This window comes from Bacteroides finegoldii DSM 17565 (assembly GCF_000156195.1).
GTDB lineage: Bacteria > Bacteroidota > Bacteroidia > Bacteroidales > Bacteroidaceae > Bacteroides > Bacteroides finegoldii.
In genome coordinates this window covers 456,289-476,186 of sequence record NZ_GG688317.1, presented here as the reverse complement: position 1 = coordinate 476,186, position 19,898 = coordinate 456,289, and the positions used below count along the sequence as shown (strand labels likewise).

Genomic DNA, 19,898 nt, shown 5'->3' with positions numbered 1-19,898 from the left:
CTTTCCTTACTTGCTATTTTGTTTATAATACTTAATCATCTTCGGCACAACTTCTTCGATAGTTCCGTTGATTACGTAATCGGCAATCGTGTTGATCGGAGCATCCGGGTCGTTGTTGATGGAGATGATGATACCACTTTCCTGCATACCGGCGATATGCTGAATCTGTCCGGAGATACCGCAAGCGATGTAGAGTTTCGGACGAACCGTTACACCTGTCTGACCGATCTGGCGGTCGTGATCTGCGAAACCTGCGTCGACAGCAGCACGGCTGGCACCTACTTCTGCATGAAGTTCTTTAGCGAGGTCGAACAACAGGTCGAAGTTTTCTTTCGAACCTACACCGTATCCACCGGCGATGATGATCGGAGAACCTTTCAGGTTGTTCTTTGCCTTTTCTACGTGGCGTTCGATTACTTTCACTACATAGTCTGTATCAGCTACGTACTTTTTCACATCGTGACGGATCACTTCTCCCTGATAAGTCGGAGAGAGGATTTCTTTCTTCATCACACCTTCGCGAACGGTTGCCATCTGCGGGCGGTGTTCCGGGTTCACAATCGTAGCAACGATGTTACCGCCGAAAGCCGGACGGATCTGATACAACAGGTTCTTGTAAGTCTTGCCTTCTTTCTTGTCTTCGTGGTCACCGATTTCAAGTGAAGTACAGTCGGCAGTCAATCCGCTGGTCAAAGCAGAAGAAACGCGCGGACCGAGGTCACGACCGATTACAGTAGCACCCATCAGACAGATTTGCGGCTGTTCCTCTTTGAAAAGGTTCACCAGGATAGCTGTGTGAGGAAGTGAAGTATAAGGGTAAAGTCCTTCGCCATCGAAAACGTGAAGTTTGTCTACTCCGTAAGGAAGGATTTGTTTTTCAATATCTTTGAGGCCGGTTCCGGCAACCACTGCTTCGAGCTGACAGTTCAACTGGTTGGCTAACGAACGACCTTTGGTCAGAAGTTCGAGACTAACGTCTAAAACGTTACCTTCTTCTATTTCGCAATATACAAATAAGTTATTCATGATTATCCGATGGTGTGGTTAGCTAATAGTTCAACAATCAGGTCTTCCACGTCACGGTCGCTGCCGCTGATGGTTTTGCTCTCTTTAGCCTGGAACACGATGTTCTGGATGGCTTTCACTTTTGTCGGTGAACCGGACAGACCGCATTGTGCGAGGTCACCGTTTACGTCGGCTACGCTCCATTCTGCCAGATTCAGATAATCGCGCTTGTCATACAGGTCGGTATAATCAAGATTGCCTTGCTGTTTTTCAGTCACAGTCTTGGCATGCTTGTATTTCTGAACCAATTTAGCATTACGCGGACGGCAAGGAGCTGCAGAACCGTTGACAGTAATCACGATAGGCAGCGGGCCTTCTACAGTTTCAACACCACCGTCGATGTGACGTTTCACCTTAATCTTACCATCGCCTACTTCCAGAATTTCTTCTGCGTATGTGATTTGCGTCAATCCCAGCTTTTCTGCTACCTGCGGACCTACCTGTGCCGTGTCACCGTCGATTGCCTGACGGCCACCGATAATAATGTCATACTCACCGATTTTGCGGATGGCAGTGGCAAGTGCGTAAGACGTAGCCAGTGTGTCTGCACCAGCGAAAGCACGGTCAGTTAATAAGTAACCGTTATCTGCACCACGGAAAAGTCCTTCACGAATAATGTCGGCTGCCCGTCCCGGTCCCATTGTCAGAACGGTTACGGTAGAGCCTGGATGAGCATCTTTCAATCGGAGAGCTTGCTCGAGAGCATTCAGGTCTTCGGGGTTGAAGATGGCGGGGAGTGCCGCGCGGTTAATCGTTCCGTCGGCTTTCATGGCATCTTTCCCAACGTTACGTGTGTCGGGAACTTGTTTTGCCAATACAACAATTTTCAAACTCATGCTATAAATTTTAGTATTAGTATTTCTACAAGTTAGCAGCCAGTAGTCAAGTAGTAATCTCTTGCTATCCAAACTATCCGGTTAACTATCAGCGTGCAAATTTACTCAAACACTTGGTTCTGACAAGAAATCCAAGCGAAAAATGTACATTGTTAAGCATTTCTTTGTTCTGTTAGTTATATGTATATCACTGTTCTTTTCGATAAAAAAGGGTTTTTGTATTGTTTATGTGCAACTAATATGTTTATTTTGCCCGCTATTATTTGGTAATATTATGGAAAATGATAAAAGACAAATGGAGAAGGACTTTCAATCTTTCTTCACTGTTAACTTTCCTAAAGTGAAGAACTTTGCTCGAAAGTTACTGAAATCGGACGAAGATGCAGAAGACGTTGCTCAAGATGTTTTTTGTAAACTGTGGCAACAACCGGAACTGTGGCAACATCCTAATGATAAATTGGATGGGTATATCTTTGTAACAACACGGAATATTATTCTTAATATGTTTAAGCATCAGCGTATAGAGCAAGAGTACCAGGTAAGTTTTATAGAAAATGCGATACTTTGTGAAATAATAGAAGATGATCAGGCACTAAAGGATATCTATTATAAAGAGTTGCTTATGATTCTCCGGCTTGCTTTAACAAAAATGCCTGAGCGTCGGAGGATGATATTTGAGGCTAGTAGATTTCAAGGACTAAGCAATAAAGATATTGCGGAAAAATTGGGTGTTTCTATCCGTACGGTAGAGCACCAAATTTATCTAGCATTAATAGACCTAAAGAAAATACTTCTTTTTTTAGTTTTTTTCTCTTCTTTCTTAAGTAGTATAATGATTTTAGTTGTCTTTAAAGTATAAGGCAGAAATAATAATGAAATAATGATGAAGAATTATATTCGACAAGTGATAGAACTTTTTAGTCAGAATGACTATCCGGTTTCCGTCCAAAAGCAATTCCGGCATTGGTTGGCTGATGAAGAACATAAGGAAGAAAAAATGGAAGCGCTCGCTTCTCTTTGGGAAGAAGCTGGACAGCAGCGAGTTCCTCAGGGAATGCAGCAGTCTATACGCCGTATGCAACAAAATATAGGTATGCGTCCTGTCTCTTCGCAAAAGAAATATATATTACGTATTTGGCAGGTAGCGTCGGTGTTGTTGCTGGCTGTATCGTCGGTTTCTATCTATTTATTATTGGAGAAAGACGATTTTTCCAGTGATTTGATAGAATGCCATATACCAACTGCAGAAATACATGAACTGACATTACCGGATGGTACTTCCGTTATGTTGAATTCAAAAAGTACTTTGTTTTATCCGGAAAGTTTTAATGGTAAAACCAGAAGTGTATATCTGATAGGTGAGGGCTATTTTAAGGTAATGCCGGATAAGGAACATCCCTTTATTGTGAAAGGATCTGATTTTCAGGTTACGGCTTTGGGAACTGAGTTTAATGTAAATACTTATTCGGAGAATGACGAAGTGTACACTACTTTAGTTTCGGGCAGTGTAAAAGTGGAGTATGATAATTTAATCTCAAGTGTTATATTGAAACCTAACCAGCAGTTATCTTATAACAAGCTGACCAAAAAAAGTCGTTTGCAACAATCACAAGTTGATGATGTGATAGCTTGGCAACGTGGAGAACTTGTATTTAGTGATGCACATTTGGAAGATATATTCACGAGACTAGAACATAAGTATCCATATACTTTTGTATATAGTTTCCATAGTTTGAATAATAATACTTATAGTTTCCGTTTCCCGAAGAATGTGACGTTGGAAGAAATTATGCTAATTATTTCACAAGTAGTTGGAGATATCCACTATGTGATTAAAGACAATAAATGCTATATAACTAATTGAAAAATAACCCCTATGTCTAATTATTAACTTAACACACCATGAAAAAAAATATCCGGAGGGAACTGCCATTCCTTCCGGATATGAAATCGAAAAATTCCTTAATATTAGCGTGTTACTAACGCAATCCAATCAAAATAGAATTAACAACCAATTTACTAATACCAGGAAAATGCTACAAATGTATAAAGAAATAGCAGGACGAGTGCTCCAAAAACAGGTTTTTCTTACTTTTTTAGTATTATTAATGATGCAGACCTCTGCTTTTGGGCAAAAAGATAGTAAAATAACTATCCAACAGAAAAATATGACTGTAATTGAGGCTTTAAAATCTGTGGAAAGACAGACTAAAATGTCTATCAATTATAGTGATTCTCAATTGAAAAGCAAAAAGCTTACCAATCTGAACTTGAAAAATGCGCTTATAACTACTGCGCTTGATACAATCTTAAAAGGAACAGGTTTCACTTATCAAATCCGTGATAATTATGTTATAGTTACCGAACAAAAGTCGGTAGCGCCTTCTGTAGTGAAGAATATAAGAGGCAAGGTAGTTGATGAAAATGGAGAACCACTGATTGGCGTGAATATCTCGGTGGAAGGTAGTTCTACGGGAACTATAACTGATATGAATGGAAGCTTTATGATAAAAGCTTCCGATAAATCTAAGTTGAAAATATCTTATATAGGGTATGCAACTCAAATGATTGCCGTTTCAAATAAAGATTTTTATCAGGTTGTGTTAAAACAGGACGCTGAAGTCTTGGATGAAGTCGTTGTAACCGCATTGGGTATAAAACGTGCGGAAAAGGCTTTGTCATATAATGTACAACAGGTGAAAGGGGATGAATTGACTACTGTGAAAGACGCTAACTTCATTTCTTCATTGAATGGAAAGGTTGCCGGTGTTACCATTAATTCTTCCAATTCAACCGGTGGCGCATCCCGTGTTGTTATGCGTGGTGTAAAGTCTATCACTTCTTCCAACTTGGCGCTTTATGTGATTGATGGTGTACCCATGTATAATATGATGAATGGTGGCAATTCACAAAGCGTTTTTGCTGACCAACCGGGTACGGATGGGGCGGCTGATATTAATCCGGAAGATATAGAGTCTATCTCTATGCTGACAGGACCTTCCGCTGCTGCATTGTATGGTAATGCTGCCGCTGCGGGTGTAGTGCTGATTACTACTAAAAAAGGATCTGTTGACAAGACGTCTGTGACAGTATCTAACAATACAACTTTCTCGAAAGTGGCGATGATGCCAGAAATGCAGAGTAAGTACGGAAATGTGGCAGGAAATGTGGATAGCTGGGGACCGATTGTGAATAGCGATTATGATCCGCGCGATTTCTTCCGTACAGGTAGTAACGTGATAAACTCTGTAGCTTTGTCTACCGGTAATCAAAAGAACCAGAGTTATTTGTCGGCTTCCACTACTAATACAACGAATATCCTGCCGAACAGTGGATATAACCGTTATAATTTCACTGTACGCAACACGACCAGTTTCTTGAAAGATAAAATGACACTGGATGCCGGTGCAAGCTATATTCTTCAGAACGATAAAAATATGGTATCTCAAGGATATTATTATAATCCACTGCCTGGACTTTATCGATTCCCCCGTTCGGAAAATTTTGAGGATGTGCGTATGTTTGAGCGTTACAATGAGGGTTTAGGTATAATGGAACAGTATTGGCCTTACGGAGAAATTTCCAGTGGACTGGCAAATCCATATTGGGTACAAAACCGTCAGATACGTGAGAATAAGAAAACACGTTATATGGTGAATGCTTCTCTGAAATATCAAATATTTGATTGGTTGGATGTCACAGGTCGTGTGAAAATTGACAATTATGAAAATCGTAAGACATACAAGGCGTATGCTTCTACCGGTAGTCTGTCTGCAGGAGACAGAGGAACATATCATGATACTTGGGCTCAGTCAAAGACTACCTATGCAGATGCCATTGCTACAGTAAATAAGAATTTTAGCGATTGGTCTGTGAATGTAAACTTGGGTGTATCTTTGAATGACAGTCGTTATGAATCGATCGGATATGAAGGCGGCTTGAAGATTTATAACTTCTTTGCTGTTCATAATTTGGATTTTGATAAAGCATGGAAACCAAAGCAAGAGGGTTGGCATGATCAGACTAGAGCTATCTTTGCGAATGCAGAACTAGGTTGGAAGTCAATGCTTTATTTGACGGTAACCGGACGTAATGACTGGGATTCAAGATTGGCTTTCTCTGATTATAAATCATTCTTCTATCCGTCGGTAGGGCTTTCGGCTATTCTTACAAGTATGTTTGATACACCGGAATGGTTAAGTTTTTTGAAAGTTCGTGGTTCATATACTGAGGTAGGTAATTCTTACGATCGTTTTATGACTACTGTCACTTATCCATACGATGAAGCATCGCATAATTGGAACACGACTTCTGTTTACCCGAATACTAAATTGAAACCAGAACGCACAAAATCATGGGAAGTGGGGGTAGACGCTAGATTTCTGAATGATATCAGTTTCAACTTAACTTACTATCGTTCCAATACTTACAATCAGACTTTCCATGCAACTTTGTCTGCTTCTTCCGGATATTCATCTATTCCTATCCAAAGTGGAAATATTATGAATGAAGGTATTGAAATGTCTTTAGGATATGATAAGAAGTGGGGGGATTTCTCTTTCAACACTAATTATACGTTGACTTGGAATCGTAATGAAATAAAACAATTAGCTGATGGCGCTTATAATTATGCTACCGGAGAGCCGATCGTAATGCCGGAGTTGGATGTTTTACATTATGGACAATTAGATGCCCGTCTGCTTTTGCGTGTAGGTGGTTCAATGGGAGATGTATATGGTCAGAAAGTGCTGAAACGCGATCTCAATGGATATATCCTTAATGAGGAAGGAGTAGGTCTTGCCCTTGAAAATAAGGAAACGCATTTGGGGTCTATCTTGCCAAAGATGAATATGGGATGGAATTTGGGATTCGGATATAAAGGCATAAATCTAGGTATGACATTTACCGGACGTTTTGGAGGTATTGTACTAAGTGAAACGCAATCAGTATTGAATGCTGCCGGTGTGTCTAAAATTAGTGCGGATGTTCGTGATGCGGGTGGCGTACCGATTAATCAAGCCAAAATAGATGCACGCAATTACTTCCAGACAATTCAAACAGCTTCCGTTTACTACACATATAGTGCTACAAACGTGCGTTTGGGTGAATTAAGCCTGAGTTATACATTGCCGAAGAAATGGTTTGCCAATAAATTAGGTATGACTGTCGGACTTGTAGGAAAGAATCTGTGGATGATTTATTGCAAAGCACCTTTCGACCCGGAACTGACTACCTCGGCTGCGTCTAATTTCTATCAGGGATTTGATGCATATATGCTCCCAAGTACGAGAAACTTTGGATTTAATGTCAAATTTCAGTTTTAAATAGTAAATAGGTATGAACAAGATAATAAAATATATTGGAGCAAGTGCGGTTATATGCTTGATGGCAGGATGTACTACTAATTTTGAGGATTTCAACACCAATCCGTACCAGCCTTCTAAAGTGCCGGCTAATACATTGCTGTCGGGAATGTTTAATGTATATGCAGCACCTATGCAAAATGACTGTCAGCATATAAATTGTATGTGGGCTTGTTTTAGCGGACAAATCACCGCACCTAGTACTTGGTCAAAAGGGGAAAATCTTTTTGCTTATTATAATGCGATGGAGGATCATAACGCTGCTACCTGGGCTAAAATATATGCACGCATTTATCCTAACTTCTTCAGGATTGAGGAAGCTACGGAGAAAAAGGGTGTTATCTACGCTATGGCTCAGTTGACACGTATTTATGCAATGCAGATGATGGCCTCCCTGCAAGGTCCTATCCCTTACTCTAAAGTGAAATCGGGTGATATAAGGGCTGCTTATGACGATGAACCGACTGCCTGGCGTGCCATGTTCGATGATTTGGATAATGTAATTGCTATATTGAAATCTGCAGCGGAATTGGGGATTAATCAGGATTTGGCAGCAGTAGATCAATTTTATGGCGGAAATTGCGAAAAATGGATGAAATTTGCCAATACATTAAAACTTAGAATGGCTATCCGGGTGTCCGGAGTGGCAGATTATGCTCAGGCTAAAGCTGAAGAAGCTGTACGTGGTGGTGTGTTGGAGTCTGTTTCCGATAGTTCATATGACACAACTAGCAGTGGTATCAATGAAAATGGCTATGCTATTGTGAGCGGATGGGGCGAAGTGAGAGCTAATGCTTGTATTACCTCATATATGAATGGGTATAAAGACCCACGGCGTTCCGCTTATTTTACTAAGCAAGCGGCTGGCTTTTCTGAAGATTATGTAGGAGTCCGTTCGGGATCTTCGGTAGCTCCAAATCCTTCTGATTATCAGAATTATAGTAACCTGATGATAACGACTGATAAAACATTGCCGCAACCGGTGATGTATGCTGCAGAAGCAGCTTTCTTACGTGCAGAAGGCGAGCTGAAAGGCTGGGATATGCAGGGTGATGCAGAGACTTTCTATGAACAGGGAATTCGGTTGTCTTTTGAGGAATTTAAAGTAACCGGAGTAGATGCGTATTTGGATGATGATAAATCGAAACCGGGAAATTACGTTGATCCCAATCACTCTGCCGACAATTATAGTAATCTGTCTACTATCACTATTAAATGGGACAAAAGTGCCACTCCGGAGGAAATGTTGGAGAGAGTGCTTACTCAAAAGTGGATAGCTCTCTATCCGGATCCTTTAAATGGCTGGTCGGATTTCCGTCGTACGGGATTCCCGAAAATATTTCCGGCAACACATTCTGCAAATCCGGATTGTAAACCGGCTCGCGGGCAACGCCGTCTTCGTTTTGCTGACACAGAGTATAATACGAATAAAGAAAATGTGGAGGCTGCTGTGACTATGCTTAGTGATGGGAGAGACTCTAATGGTACCGATTTGTGGTGGGCCTTGAAAAATTAGAGATTATTAATGGTTAATTTTAAGATTATAGTATGAGAAGACTAATATATTTCATATTTGCGTCTGTCGCTGTACTAGTATTTGTACAATGTAGTGACTGGACTGAAATGGAGAATAAATTTACTGAACCGGTGAATATTAATAGTGAGGATTACTATCGAGCCTTACGGGAATATAAAAAGACAGATCATCCTATTTGTTTTGGGTGGTATAGTGATTGGTCGGGTACAGGTGACGATATGAATAACCAATTGAGAGGTATTCCCGATTCCATGGATTTAGTATCTTTGTGGGGCGGTGCTTTCAATTTGACAGAAGCGCAGAAAAGTGATCTTAAGGAGGTTAGGGAAAAGAAAGGAACTCGGATATTGTATTGCCAGCATATCATGGATATTGGTAGAAGTATGACGCCTGCTTCTGTGGAGAATGACCATATAGTAGACGGTGTGCAATATAACTCTTATGAAGAGGCTATGGCAGCTTACTGGGGATGGTATGCAACCGGAAATCATTCAACGTACAATAATCACTATGGTGATGGCTCCCCAGAGGGTATTGAGGCTGCTATCCGTAAATATGCACAGGTTATAGCGGATTCTGTCAATAAGTATGATTATGATGGTTTTGATATTGACTATGAACCGAGTTGGGGCTATCCAGGCAATATTTCCAGTCATCCGGAACGCATGCACATTCTTCTTGATGAGTTATCGAAAAATTTTGGACCGAAATCGGGAACAGGCCGTATTCTTATGGTGGATGGAGAACCTCAGACTTTGAACACAGAATCTGGTGGACTATTGGATTACTATGTGATTCAAGCATATTATAGCCCGGGTGATACTGATTTGGATACTCGTTTCAATAAACTGTTGGCTAAATTTGGATCAATAGAAGATGAAGCTGCAATTCTTCGTAAAACTGTTTGGTGTGAAGACTTCGAAAGACATAAATCGGACGGAGGACCGCAGTTTACAACTCGAGACGGTGTGACGACATATTCTTTGAAGGGGATGTCTATGTATTATCGTCCGGGAGTAGATGCACGTATCGGTGGTGTAGGAGCGTATCGTTTTAATTTGTGCCGTCCGGTGAATGACTATTTCTTTATGCGTGAAGTGATTCAGGTGATGAATCCTGCCCAACATTAATACTATGAATATAACTAAAAATGAAAACTATGAAGATGATTAGATTTTCTAAATATGTGGCATTGGTAATTATTCTAGCATCAGTCTTTGGTTGTGATGATGCGGAAATGAAGGCCATTGATAATGGATTATATATTCAGGAGGCCGCACCTTCTAATAAATTCGATCAACAGATAATAACGCAGTTGGTAGATGATGAAGAAGTTGTGAAAACGCTGACAGTTCGTTTAGTTCGTGCTATGGATCATGATGTCACTGTCACACTGGATATTGATCCTCAGTTGCTTGAGGAGTATAATAACAAAAATGAAGCAAACTATTTAGTGCTTCCGGAAGAATATCGAAATTTTGAAAAGACAGTCACTATCTCTGCTGGTAATGTTTCAGCTCCGGTTGTTAATCTTATTATAAAGCCGTATAGTTCTTCAAATGGTGAGGCATATGCTATTCCTATACGAATTACTTCTGTGGACGGACCGGTCGAAATGAAGGGGAACGCGAATCATCTTCTTTATTTGCTAACCTCACCTCATAGGCAAAAAGCTGTAATAATAAAAAAAGGAAATAGAACTGTTAAGACGTTTAGTACTGCCATTCCTATGGAACAATGGACTTTTGAATATTGGGTGAAGGTAGATAATATAACAGGGGAACCTACAGGAGATTGGGAAGGTTTGGGAAATAAAAATTTCAGGGCACGAATTTTTGTTCCTGATTCCCAACCGCTCACATTCTCTGATTTAACTCTTCGCTATTATGCTGATGGAGCTAATGTACAGATTCCTATTTTACAATTCCAAAATTCAGCTGGTCATTTTGATACTACTGGATTCTGGTGGCCTGATACCTGGTATCATATTGCTTATACCTATGATGGTACAACAGTTACAGTATATAAAGATGGTGTAAAGAATAATTCGTTAGCAAATTCTATTGACTGGACTTTTAAAAGCCTTTCTTTTGCTATAGGAAGCTTTGGATATGAACAACAAGTAGAATTCGCACAGATTCGTATGTGGAAGAAATGTCTTTCAGAGAATGTGATAAAAGACAATATGTCACGTCAAGTTGCCGGAGATTCTGATGGGTTGATAGGTTATTGGAAATGTGATGAAGGAACGGGTAATGAGTTGAAGGATAGTAGTCCTAACCAGAACCATGTAACTCTTGGTGGAACACCTCAATGGAGTGAACAAATTAATTTTTCTCATCCGAATAAATAACTCCTAGTAAAATGAATAGAAAAGTCGTCACGTTAATAAGTGGCGACTTTTTATGTTTCTAAGATTGGGATCTCATATTCCCACTTACGGTCGTTAAGTTAGCTTCTAGTTGTATTAGAGGAATGAATAAACTAAAGAGTAATTCCGAATACAAAATAGACCTGTTCCTCGTAAGGGTTAGCTATTAATTTTCCGAATATGGGTAAAGAAAAATTGGATGTAATTTTGAGTTCTTTTGTTGCGGATAACCCAACGTTGACTACATTGAATTTATTGGAATAAAAACTTTCCCAAGGTGTAAAGCCTGCTTCAATACTTAGATTTACGTCCTTCACATTGAAAGGATAACTCAATTCACAGTAACTGGACCAAGCGCGTTTCCCGTTTTCCCGGTAGTCATTTCCTGCAAATGTGGTGTACCAGCTTATAGATAGTGGAAATTTCTCGCTAAACATATATCCGACTCCTATTTCAAAAGTATGTCCGGTGGAGTGTGAACTGTAATTGAAATATTTGAAAGGCTCATCCTCTGTTTGGGTAAAGTAGTTATTGAAGTAAAGAGTCAGGTTTTTGTACTCATATTCTAGTGAAAGGTCTATTTCATTATTCTTTTCCCGGAACTCGGTGGAGCCCCAAGCATAGACGGTCAATCCTTTCCAGTTGAGGCCGAGTGAGGGTTGCACACTTGCATTGCCGCTGTCAATACCACGCCAGATATAGCTGCTGACGAAATCAGCATTTACAAAAACTTCTTGTGCCTGTGCAAAGGCTGCGTAAAATAGGATTGCAATAAGTACAATATGTCTTTTCATTTTATCGGTTGTATTTCTCTGTTTTCGGGTGCAAAGATACTTAATATATAAATTAAATGTGACCGGATAGGGCAAAAAAAGGAAACGACTGCATTGTGCAGCCGCTTCGTAATCAATTATAAATCTTAATAGTCATTTAGAAAGTGACATCCATTTTCAGTACGAAAGTGCGTGGAGCGGCAACCGCCATAGGACGATAGCTGTATTCTTTGTTCAATAGGTTATTTACCATAAATTGGAACGCTACTTCTTTGGTTGCTTTTACTCCAAAACGCAGGTCGACGGTAGCATAATCCGTATTGTGCTTTTTCCAGTAAGTAGCCAGTGTCTCGCCTTTTGAATAGCCGAAGAGAATACCGCGTACATAGTCCATCAGATCTTTCTGCTGTTTATCACGTTCGTCCATCATCAAATAGTCTACTGCGAGAATTTTACTCTTCCATGCAATGTTGGCACCTACGTTGATACGCTTCCACTGGAAATCTACCGTAGCTTTAAAGCTATGTTTAGGACGGTATTTCAGATATTTTCCCGTATTTGATTTCTCCTTCATCTGTAACGGGTCGGTATAAAGTCCTTCTACGGCATTGCGTTCCTGATAATCAGCATCACGAGGTTCGGTATATACATATCCTAAGTTATAGAATAGTTTTGTATTTTTATTGAAGTTGTATACACCGTTTGTAGAGATTTCAATACCGTAGATTTGTGCTTTCGATACATTATGAAATTGGGCACCGATTCCAAAGCCTTTACCGTCTGACAACATCTGAATGGCATCGCCAATACTGTTGATCATCGTATAGTTGGCATTGTTGAACAAACCGAACTGGAATTCAACCATGTCTTTATATTGCGTATAGAATCCTGCAAGGTCTACAAATCCTTGCAGATTGCCGACTTTATATCCCTGTTTGAATCCTAATTCCGCATTAAATCCCTTTTCCGGTTTGATGTCCAGGTTAGGATAGATACCGACTCCACCGATATCTTTACGCAGGTATTTTTCATTGATAGACGGGTTACGGTATCCCTGTCCGAAGCTGGCACGGATAAAACTGTAATCAGCCAATTGGTAATTTAATCCGGCACGGAAAACAGGGCGGAAGGGGACCTTTGTTCCGAATATTTTTGTTTCCGCCTCTCGGTGATGGTTGTTTACGCGGTAGTATTCGGCACGTACACCGGCCGATACGCTCAGACGATCCCAAAAACGTTGGTCATATTGCAGGAAAGCGGCGATGTTGTCACTTTTATATATCTCATCCATTACAGCAGAGTCATAGCGGATATGTTCGAATGTAACCCCCGTAGTGATTTGCGCACCACTGTTCCATTTTTTATTAAATTGGTAGTCGAGGTAATAGTCGAAATTCTTGTCCGTCTGTGTTTTCGGATTAATGCGTGACGGATTAATAACATTAGATAGCCAAGGAACGAGATCACTGGGCAATTTGCCATCTTGTATCAGTTTGTCTAAATCAGCGGGCAGCCCGTGATCCATAGTCCATGAGATTAAGTCGCAATAGTCGGCAGTTGTTGCATTCGGGAATATATTTCCTAATGAAGTGAATATTCCATTCATTGCATCTTCCAGGTTTCCATTGATAAGTCCTGAACCAATGCCAATTAATGCCGGATAAAGTGAACTGTAATCACCTCCTGCTATATTTTGTATTGTTTGGGCATCGGTTCCCATATTCCCTAGAATATCGGTAATGGAGGCTCCGTTGGTGGGTCGTATAATGTTGTCGGCACTATAATAGAAGCGGCCTTTAATCTTATGTGATGTACCGTTCTCCGGATTCACATAGTTGATGAACGGGTCGATATGGAAGTTGTTTTCTTCACGTCCCATGTTGGTGAAAGGAGATGGCTTGTATACTTCTGTCGGTGAACGCCAGATAAAGAAATCTCCATATTGGTTGGACAGGAAGTCAACATTGAATCCATAGTTCAATAGTTTCATACCCATATCCGGCTGATGATAGGTCAGGCTCCCACCCATCCGGAAACGTTTGTTGTATCCTTGTTCGCGATATCCTTCGTCGGTGAAGAGGTTAATACCTCCGCTAACGTCGAAATTACCGATACGGCGGGAGTGGGAAAGGTCGAATCCTTCGTAAATAGGATTGCGTACACCACTAAGAAGGCTTCCACGCAAGATAGGTTTCACTGCGTATTTATCTTCTTTCCAAAAGCTCTTGTCGCTCCATTGATATTCATCATTTTCTGCATCACCATATACACCAACGTAAGCACTGAACCTGGTTTTCGGCGTTAGTCCCGGACGGGCGGTACGGATATTGATAATACCATTCAGTGCTGACGAACCATATAGTACCGAAGAAGCTCCTTTTATCACTTCCACTTGTTCTACATTTTCTAGAGGTACGGTGTTCCAATTTATTTCTCCGGTTTTAGGGTTGAGTGTACTCATTCCGTCTACCAGAATTTGGCTACGTGCACCTACTCCGTAGGTCCATCCGCTACCACCACGCATGGAAGGCTGTTTATCTACAATATCTACTCCGGGAAGTGTACGAAGGGTAGAGGAGATATCTGTCGGTGCTTGGCGGGCAATATCTCCTGATTTGACTACATCCATAGAGACGGTAACATCGCTCAACTTCTGCTCAAAACGTCCTGCACTGACCACTACTTCTTCCAGTAGCTTGGTGCTTTCTTTCATATAGACGTCTTTGGTGACAATTTCACGTTTATTGATCACAATAGGCATTAGCACATCTTCATAACCTACATAACTGAAAACAAGGTCAACTCCTCCTTCTGGAAGTTTGATTTCATATTCTCCGTTGATGTTGGATACTACTCCCTGATTGCCGTGAAGCTTATAAGTGACGGCTGCTCCTACCAATGGTTCATTGGTCTTTGCATCGTATATATGTCCTTTAAGGGTTTGGGCAAAACTATTCCCCAATCCAATAAGACTAATTAATAAAGTTAGGATATGTAGTTTTTTCATTTTTCTTATTTTTTATTGCTTTGTACAAGCTCTAAACCAAATTCGATTTTTTGGGGCGAAAGGAAAGCTTTCGAAATTCCATCTAAAAACGCAGAGATTATGCTTCCTAATGCTTGCATATCCTCTGGAAGCATACTAATTACTAATGGACTCAAGTCTGGAAGTAATTTAGCTATAGGAGTAAATTCTTCTTTATCTAAATAAATATGAGTGTGCCCCTCTTTTGAGGTAACAAGCATTGGAATTCCTGTAGTTAACCAATTAAAAAGTGCTTTGAAAGAGGTATCATTGATATTGATCAGAAATCCAAGTGTGTCGTTGTTTAGACTTTGATTAAGGGTAGTTAGTAGCTCTTTCAATTTCATCGGATCCATTTGAGAGATAGCATCAATGATTGCATTAATTATATTTGCATCTATATGCTTGTCGCTAGCTATTTGAGAAATTATATTGGCTAAGTTTAATTTTAATATAAACTTGTCATTTTTCTGATGCCAGTTGGCAAACCCTTTAGGAGATGGAATGTATTTGCGATTAGCAATATGAGGAGTGATCATATCTTGTGTCAGTGGAACTGAGAGAAAGCCAAAAATAGTTTCCATATCTAGTCCTGATAGTGGTTCATTAGAATAGGAGGCTGTTATATTTCCATCTGCTCTTAAAGTTATATCTTGTAAAACTTGTGGTAAGATATAGCTTAAAATGTTTTGAATTGCATTACCCCATGTCTGAGTTGTGGCTCCGCTTTCTGAAGCTTCTATGTCTGCATAAAAATAGCATGATGCATTTAAAACTTGTCCATCAACTTCTTGCCATGTATATTCATCTCCCCATATATCCCCCACTACAATCCTTTTGATACCGTTAATAACTGTAGGTAGTTTGTAGGTGTTTGCCCATAACTCAGCATTACCCATTTGAAGATTGGATATATTTAATGTTAACTGCCCTTTTGTGACACGCCCTTCGTATCTAAAGGAGGTTAAAGTGTTCTCTCCCATTCCATTTCCGGAAAAAGAATATCCTTCCTCATCTCCAGAAAGGGGGATGGATACCATTTTTAATTCTTTCTCTCCCGGTAAAATATCATAAAGAGTAACAATAGCTGTTTCTCCGGTTACAGTACTAAAGTCTACAGATTTTCCAATCATTGTTTCTCCATTATAGGTAAGAATTAAGTTTGGATTGGGATTTGACAGCTTGTTTGAATAATTAGCTGTCACATCTACCGGAGCCGGTCCGTAATGATCATTATCACAAGATGTCAGTAAACTGAGCGTTATGACAAGGAAGCTTGTCATTAAAATAGATATCTTTTTCATTGTTCTTTCTTTTTGATGGTTAAGATTAATTATTGTTGAATAGTGAGATCGACTCCTATTTCCATTTTGTCTAATAATGTGGTAACTTCTTTTAAATCCATTTTCAATAATGACGAAATGATATTGACGAACGGTGTAAGACTTTCTTTATTGAAATAGATATAGGTATGATCCTTTGTTGTTTGGCTGATTTCCATTGGAATACCATTCTTTAGCCATGACATTAGCATAGTGAAAGTGGCATCGTCTACCTTTAAAATATACGTCAGTATTTGATTGTTCAGAACAGTATTGAGAGCGCTTAATGCTAGCTTCAATCGTACTGGATCAGATTTGATAAGTGCTTCGCCAATACCGATGATGAGTTGATTATCTATTTCTTGTCCATTATTTTGAGTGATAAGGGAGATGATGGCGGGTATGTTTAATTGTAATACAAATGAATTATCATCTGTTTGATTCCAATAAGCTAATCCTATAGGGGAAGGAACATAGGTACGTTGTCGAAGCAGGCTTTTAAACTCTGCGTCTGTTTTATTTGCATTAGCAATCTCTATAATTTCATCAAAGTTTATGGAACTGGTAGTATAATTGGCAGTAACAAGCCCATTTCTCTCTAACGTTAAATCTTTCAATATATAAGGGAAAAGTACGTCTAAAACATTGGTTGCCATCTGTTTTATTTGTAGGATGATCGGTTTTATCGACTCGCTTTCTTCTTTTACTGTTATGTTTACATAACTAGCTCCACTATTGCGTACTGTTACTTCTTCGGTTGTTGTGTGTGAGTAGGCGGGGAATACGTATGTATTCGCAACAGAACCGTAATGAGCCATCGTCACCTCAAGCGACAATTGCATAGCTTTCGGTGTGATTTTACCGCTATATTTAACTTCAGCCCCTGTTTCCGTAACGCTCGTCCCATTAAATGTATATGCATCTTTTTCTCCACTTTCATTCAATTGCACATCATTGATTGGAGTTGTGTTTTCTCCCGGAATTATATCGTTTAATGTCAGTGTTCCTGTCTCACTGTCTTCCGTTTTAAAGTTGACTGTTTTTCCAGCCAATTTCTCTCCACTGTAGGTTAGGTCTAAAGTGTATGGCTTGATATACGAACCATATTCCTGGCTGATTTCTCCCGGCCAAAAGAGTTTGTCGTTGTAGGTTTTTTCGCAGGAAACCAAGAGTAAAGCCATACAGGCGACATAAAATAGTTTCTTAGAAGTTTTCATTCTCTTTTAGTTTTATTAGAATATTAATTAAAACTCTGCAAAGGTCGTTTAATGTTTATTCGCTATCAAGCTCCATATTTGGGATTCAATGTTCTATATTTGCTATTTTAATTTGTATAATCTAATGAAATATTAAATAGATGTTCTATTTATTAGATATGTTGTTCTATTCTTAATGTGCTATAACAAAGGTCTCAAAAGAAAAACTATCTTTGGGCAACTTAATTTCTTTTGGTTATGATAATAGATGGTAATCTTCCTAAATTTGATCTTCCTATTGATTTTATAGCGGACGATAGTATTACTGGTGATATATTAAATATGTATAGTCGATTTCCCTGTCAGATAAAAGCCGGGCTTTTTATACTTTGTACGGAGGGAACTGTTCGTGCCACCATAAATTTGTTGGAGGTAGTCATTCGTCGAAATGACTTTATCACTCTTCTTCCTAATTCATTTATCCAAATACATGAAGTATCTTCGGATACCCGTGTTTGCTTTGCCGGATTTTCTTCTGAGTTTGTCGCTTCAGTGAATTATGTCGATTCGTTGTTGGGCTTATTGCCAAACATACTGAATACTCCGGTTGTTTCTTTACCGGAAGAAATTGCAACTTTGTATCGTAATGCTTATAGCTTATTAATCAGGGCTTATTCTTTGCCTAATACATTGGAAAATAAAGAAATCCTTCGTTCTATTCTTACTATCTTTTTTCAAGGAGTGAAAGAGTTGTATAGTCGACAACAAACAGTAGTGAATGAACCTCTCAAACGTGAACATGAATTATATCGGCAATTTGTTCAAATATTAATGGCGAATTACACAAAAGAGCATGAAGTTGCTTTCTATGCCGATAAATGCGGAGTGACACCGGCACATTTCTCTAGTACAATTCGAAAGGCAAGTGGGCATAGTCCGTTGGTGATTATTACAGGTATGATAATAATGAATGCTAAGGCACAATTAAAGTCTACCCGTTTACCGGTGAAAGAAATAGCATTCTCGTTAGGCTTTAACAATTTGTCTTTTTTCAATAAATATTTTCGGAAGCATGTAGGGATGACTCCACAGGAATATAGAGAGAAGTAATTATGAAATAAAAGAACGGTATTCCTGCACATTTGATGTAGGGATACCGTTCTATATATTAGTTAGTTATGTTTTTTAATACTATTTTCTGGCAGACTTATTTGATACCCAGTTTCTTGGCAATTTCCTTAGGAAGCGCATCCTTGTGTACTAGAATATTCATAGTCTTATAAGCAACAAAGGCTTTGGAGGCATACCAGATACCGTTATATTTGCCGGCTTTTCCCCAAGAATTCTTTACCATGAAATATTCTTTCCCTGTCTGATCTTTGGCGATTCCATAGATTTGCATTCCGTGGTCATCTGTTGTTTCCCAGTTATCAAAAGCAGTCTGACGCATTTCTTGAGTAATTTCCATTTCCGGTGATGGTTTGCTACTCAATTCTCTGCGTTTGTCGGCAGGAGTCATACCTGTCCAACGGGCCATGTCCGAACCGGAAAGTTCAGCTCCTTTGATGATATCCGGCATAACGGCGGTACCGTTGCGGCTGAACCCTTGTTCACTGACATCACTACCCCATGCAAAAGTATATCCTTTCTTTACGGCATTGTCCATTACAGCCATCAGTTCATCGATTGGCAGGTTGTATGACAGACCGTTACGCCAATTATCCTGAACTTCTACGGCAAATTGAGTATAGAACGGATGATGAGTATAAGAAGTCAGTGATACATAATCATCGCAGTTCAGACCAAGTGATTCGGCGAAACTTTTCGGCGTATATTCTTTTCCTTTGTAAGTGAACTTCTCAGGACATTCTCCCAAATATGTATCATAAATAGCTGTCAGACCGTTTTTCCAAACCGGAGTCAATTTGCTTAACTTGCCTTTGGCTATTGCATTAATGTATCCTTCGGCAACTGCGTCCAGTTCATTGTGCACCGGTAGAGTATCGCCATACATGATACCCGGCATTACTTCTTGCGGAACGATACCGTAATTCTTAATACAATACATCACATCATAGAAACTTCCACCCGGTGAAAAAGAACTGTCGCCATGATAGCGTACATAATTCACTCCACGATCTTCCATCGTTTTGTGTACTACGAACATTTCAGAAAGGTCATATTCACCTTTTCCTAGCCGGAGTAATTCGGACTCTACGAATCCAAGAGTAGAGAAACTCCAGCAGGTGCTCGAACGGTTCTGGTTCTTAATGGAAGTAATCGGATTTTCTTTCACTGTCGTGAAAACGAAGCCCTCTTCGGGTTTTGTGTCTTGTGCCGTCATGCTTAGGCTGAATAAGCCCAAAGCAGCGATAAGGATACTCTTTTTCATTCTTATGACATTAATATT

The 19,898-nt window shown here is 39.7% G+C and carries 14 protein-coding genes; 7 read left to right on the top strand and 7 right to left on the bottom strand.

Annotated features, from left to right (window positions below; all coding sequences use genetic code 11):
- Positions 1 to 6: 6 nt before the first annotated feature.
- Complete coding sequence (locus tag BACFIN_RS17460) at positions 7 to 1,026, bottom strand: electron transfer flavoprotein subunit alpha/FixB family protein (protein WP_007748503.1); 1,020 nt, start codon at positions 1,024 to 1,026, stop codon at positions 7 to 9.
- Between the two features lie 2 nt (positions 1,027 to 1,028).
- On the bottom strand, positions 1,029 to 1,901 hold the full coding sequence (locus BACFIN_RS17465) for an electron transfer flavoprotein subunit beta/FixA family protein (RefSeq protein ID WP_004314244.1): 873 nt from the start codon (positions 1,899 to 1,901) through the stop codon (positions 1,029 to 1,031).
- Between the two features lie 274 nt (positions 1,902 to 2,175).
- On the opposite strand from BACFIN_RS17465, the gene BACFIN_RS17470 reads away from it, so the two are divergent.
- The 6 genes from BACFIN_RS17470 to BACFIN_RS17495 all read left to right on the top strand — a co-directional run bounded on the left by BACFIN_RS17470 (position 2,176) and on the right by BACFIN_RS17495 (position 11,154).
- Positions 2,176 to 2,760, top strand: a complete 585-nt coding sequence (locus BACFIN_RS17470) for an RNA polymerase sigma-70 factor (protein ID WP_032839127.1) — start codon at positions 2,176 to 2,178, stop codon at positions 2,758 to 2,760.
- Positions 2,761 to 2,784: 24 nt separating this feature from the next.
- Complete coding sequence (locus BACFIN_RS17475; protein ID WP_022275909.1) at positions 2,785 to 3,765, top strand: FecR family protein; 981 nt, start codon at positions 2,785 to 2,787, stop codon at positions 3,763 to 3,765.
- Positions 3,766 to 3,934: 169 nt separating this feature from the next.
- Positions 3,935 to 7,225, top strand: a complete 3,291-nt coding sequence (locus BACFIN_RS17480) for a SusC/RagA family TonB-linked outer membrane protein (RefSeq protein ID WP_007748478.1) — start codon at positions 3,935 to 3,937, stop codon at positions 7,223 to 7,225.
- A 13-nt stretch (positions 7,226 to 7,238) separates the two neighbouring features.
- Complete coding sequence (locus tag BACFIN_RS17485; protein WP_007748475.1) at positions 7,239 to 8,780, top strand: SusD/RagB family nutrient-binding outer membrane lipoprotein; 1,542 nt, start codon at positions 7,239 to 7,241, stop codon at positions 8,778 to 8,780.
- Between the two features lie 32 nt (positions 8,781 to 8,812).
- A complete protein-coding gene (locus BACFIN_RS17490) occupies positions 8,813 to 9,931 on the top strand; it encodes a glycoside hydrolase family 18 (RefSeq protein WP_007748468.1) in 1,119 nt (372 codons plus the stop codon).
- A 29-nt stretch (positions 9,932 to 9,960) separates the two neighbouring features.
- On the top strand, positions 9,961 to 11,154 hold the full coding sequence (locus BACFIN_RS17495) for a BT_3987 domain-containing protein (protein WP_230325587.1): 1,194 nt from the start codon (positions 9,961 to 9,963) through the stop codon (positions 11,152 to 11,154).
- Between the two features lie 131 nt (positions 11,155 to 11,285).
- Here BACFIN_RS17495 and BACFIN_RS17500 read toward each other — a convergent pair whose 3' ends face one another.
- From BACFIN_RS17500 to BACFIN_RS17515, 4 genes are all read right to left on the bottom strand, one after another.
- Entirely contained in the window at positions 11,286 to 11,966 is a 681-nt protein-coding gene (locus tag BACFIN_RS17500) for a hypothetical protein (RefSeq protein ID WP_007748459.1), read from the bottom strand.
- 136 nt (positions 11,967 to 12,102) lie between these two features.
- Complete coding sequence (locus tag BACFIN_RS17505) at positions 12,103 to 14,952, bottom strand: TonB-dependent receptor (RefSeq protein ID WP_007748457.1); 2,850 nt, start codon at positions 14,950 to 14,952, stop codon at positions 12,103 to 12,105.
- 5 nt (positions 14,953 to 14,957) lie between these two features.
- Positions 14,958 to 16,274 carry a DUF4925 domain-containing protein gene (locus BACFIN_RS17510; protein WP_007748455.1) on the bottom strand — a complete coding sequence of 439 codons (1,317 nt, stop codon included), beginning with the start codon at positions 16,272 to 16,274 and terminating at the stop codon, positions 14,958 to 14,960.
- A gap of 29 nt (positions 16,275 to 16,303) precedes the next feature.
- Positions 16,304 to 17,509 carry a DUF4925 domain-containing protein gene (locus BACFIN_RS17515; RefSeq protein ID WP_007748453.1) on the bottom strand — a complete coding sequence of 402 codons (1,206 nt, stop codon included), beginning with the start codon at positions 17,507 to 17,509 and terminating at the stop codon, positions 16,304 to 16,306.
- A 237-nt stretch (positions 17,510 to 17,746) separates the two neighbouring features.
- Between BACFIN_RS17515 and BACFIN_RS17520 the strand changes: the two genes are divergently transcribed.
- The gene (locus BACFIN_RS17520; RefSeq protein ID WP_007748450.1) at positions 17,747 to 18,598 is read left to right on the top strand and encodes a helix-turn-helix domain-containing protein; all 852 of its coding nucleotides are present in this window, start codon (positions 17,747 to 17,749) and stop codon (positions 18,596 to 18,598) included.
- A gap of 97 nt (positions 18,599 to 18,695) precedes the next feature.
- On the opposite strand, the gene BACFIN_RS17525 is transcribed toward BACFIN_RS17520, so the two are convergent.
- The gene (locus BACFIN_RS17525; protein ID WP_022275915.1) at positions 18,696 to 19,880 is read right to left on the bottom strand and encodes a C1 family peptidase; all 1,185 of its coding nucleotides are present in this window, start codon (positions 19,878 to 19,880) and stop codon (positions 18,696 to 18,698) included.
- Positions 19,881 to 19,898 lie beyond the last annotated feature (18 nt).

What these genes read in the sequence shown, in the direction of transcription:
- BACFIN_RS17460 (WP_007748503.1), bottom strand. Translation starts at nt 1,026, where the DNA reads ATGAATAACTTATTTGTATATTGCGAAATAGAAGAAGGTAACGTTTTA.
- BACFIN_RS17465 (WP_004314244.1), bottom strand. Translation starts at nt 1,901, where the DNA reads ATGAGTTTGAAAATTGTTGTATTGGCAAAACAAGTTCCCGACACACGT.
- BACFIN_RS17470 (WP_032839127.1), top strand. Translation starts at nt 2,176, where the DNA reads ATGGAAAATGATAAAAGACAAATGGAGAAGGACTTTCAATCTTTCTTC.
- BACFIN_RS17475 (WP_022275909.1), top strand. Translation starts at nt 2,785, where the DNA reads ATGAAGAATTATATTCGACAAGTGATAGAACTTTTTAGTCAGAATGAC.
- BACFIN_RS17480 (WP_007748478.1), top strand. Translation starts at nt 3,935, where the DNA reads ATGCTACAAATGTATAAAGAAATAGCAGGACGAGTGCTCCAAAAACAG.
- BACFIN_RS17485 (WP_007748475.1), top strand. Translation starts at nt 7,239, where the DNA reads ATGAACAAGATAATAAAATATATTGGAGCAAGTGCGGTTATATGCTTG.
- BACFIN_RS17490 (WP_007748468.1), top strand. Translation starts at nt 8,813, where the DNA reads ATGAGAAGACTAATATATTTCATATTTGCGTCTGTCGCTGTACTAGTA.
- BACFIN_RS17495 (WP_230325587.1), top strand. Translation starts at nt 9,961, where the DNA reads ATGAAGATGATTAGATTTTCTAAATATGTGGCATTGGTAATTATTCTA.
- BACFIN_RS17500 (WP_007748459.1), bottom strand. Translation starts at nt 11,966, where the DNA reads ATGAAAAGACATATTGTACTTATTGCAATCCTATTTTACGCAGCCTTT.
- BACFIN_RS17505 (WP_007748457.1), bottom strand. Translation starts at nt 14,952, where the DNA reads ATGAAAAAACTACATATCCTAACTTTATTAATTAGTCTTATTGGATTG.
- BACFIN_RS17510 (WP_007748455.1), bottom strand. Translation starts at nt 16,274, where the DNA reads ATGAAAAAGATATCTATTTTAATGACAAGCTTCCTTGTCATAACGCTC.
- BACFIN_RS17515 (WP_007748453.1), bottom strand. Translation starts at nt 17,509, where the DNA reads ATGAAAACTTCTAAGAAACTATTTTATGTCGCCTGTATGGCTTTACTC.
- BACFIN_RS17520 (WP_007748450.1), top strand. Translation starts at nt 17,747, where the DNA reads ATGATAATAGATGGTAATCTTCCTAAATTTGATCTTCCTATTGATTTT.
- BACFIN_RS17525 (WP_022275915.1), bottom strand. Translation starts at nt 19,880, where the DNA reads ATGAAAAAGAGTATCCTTATCGCTGCTTTGGGCTTATTCAGCCTAAGC.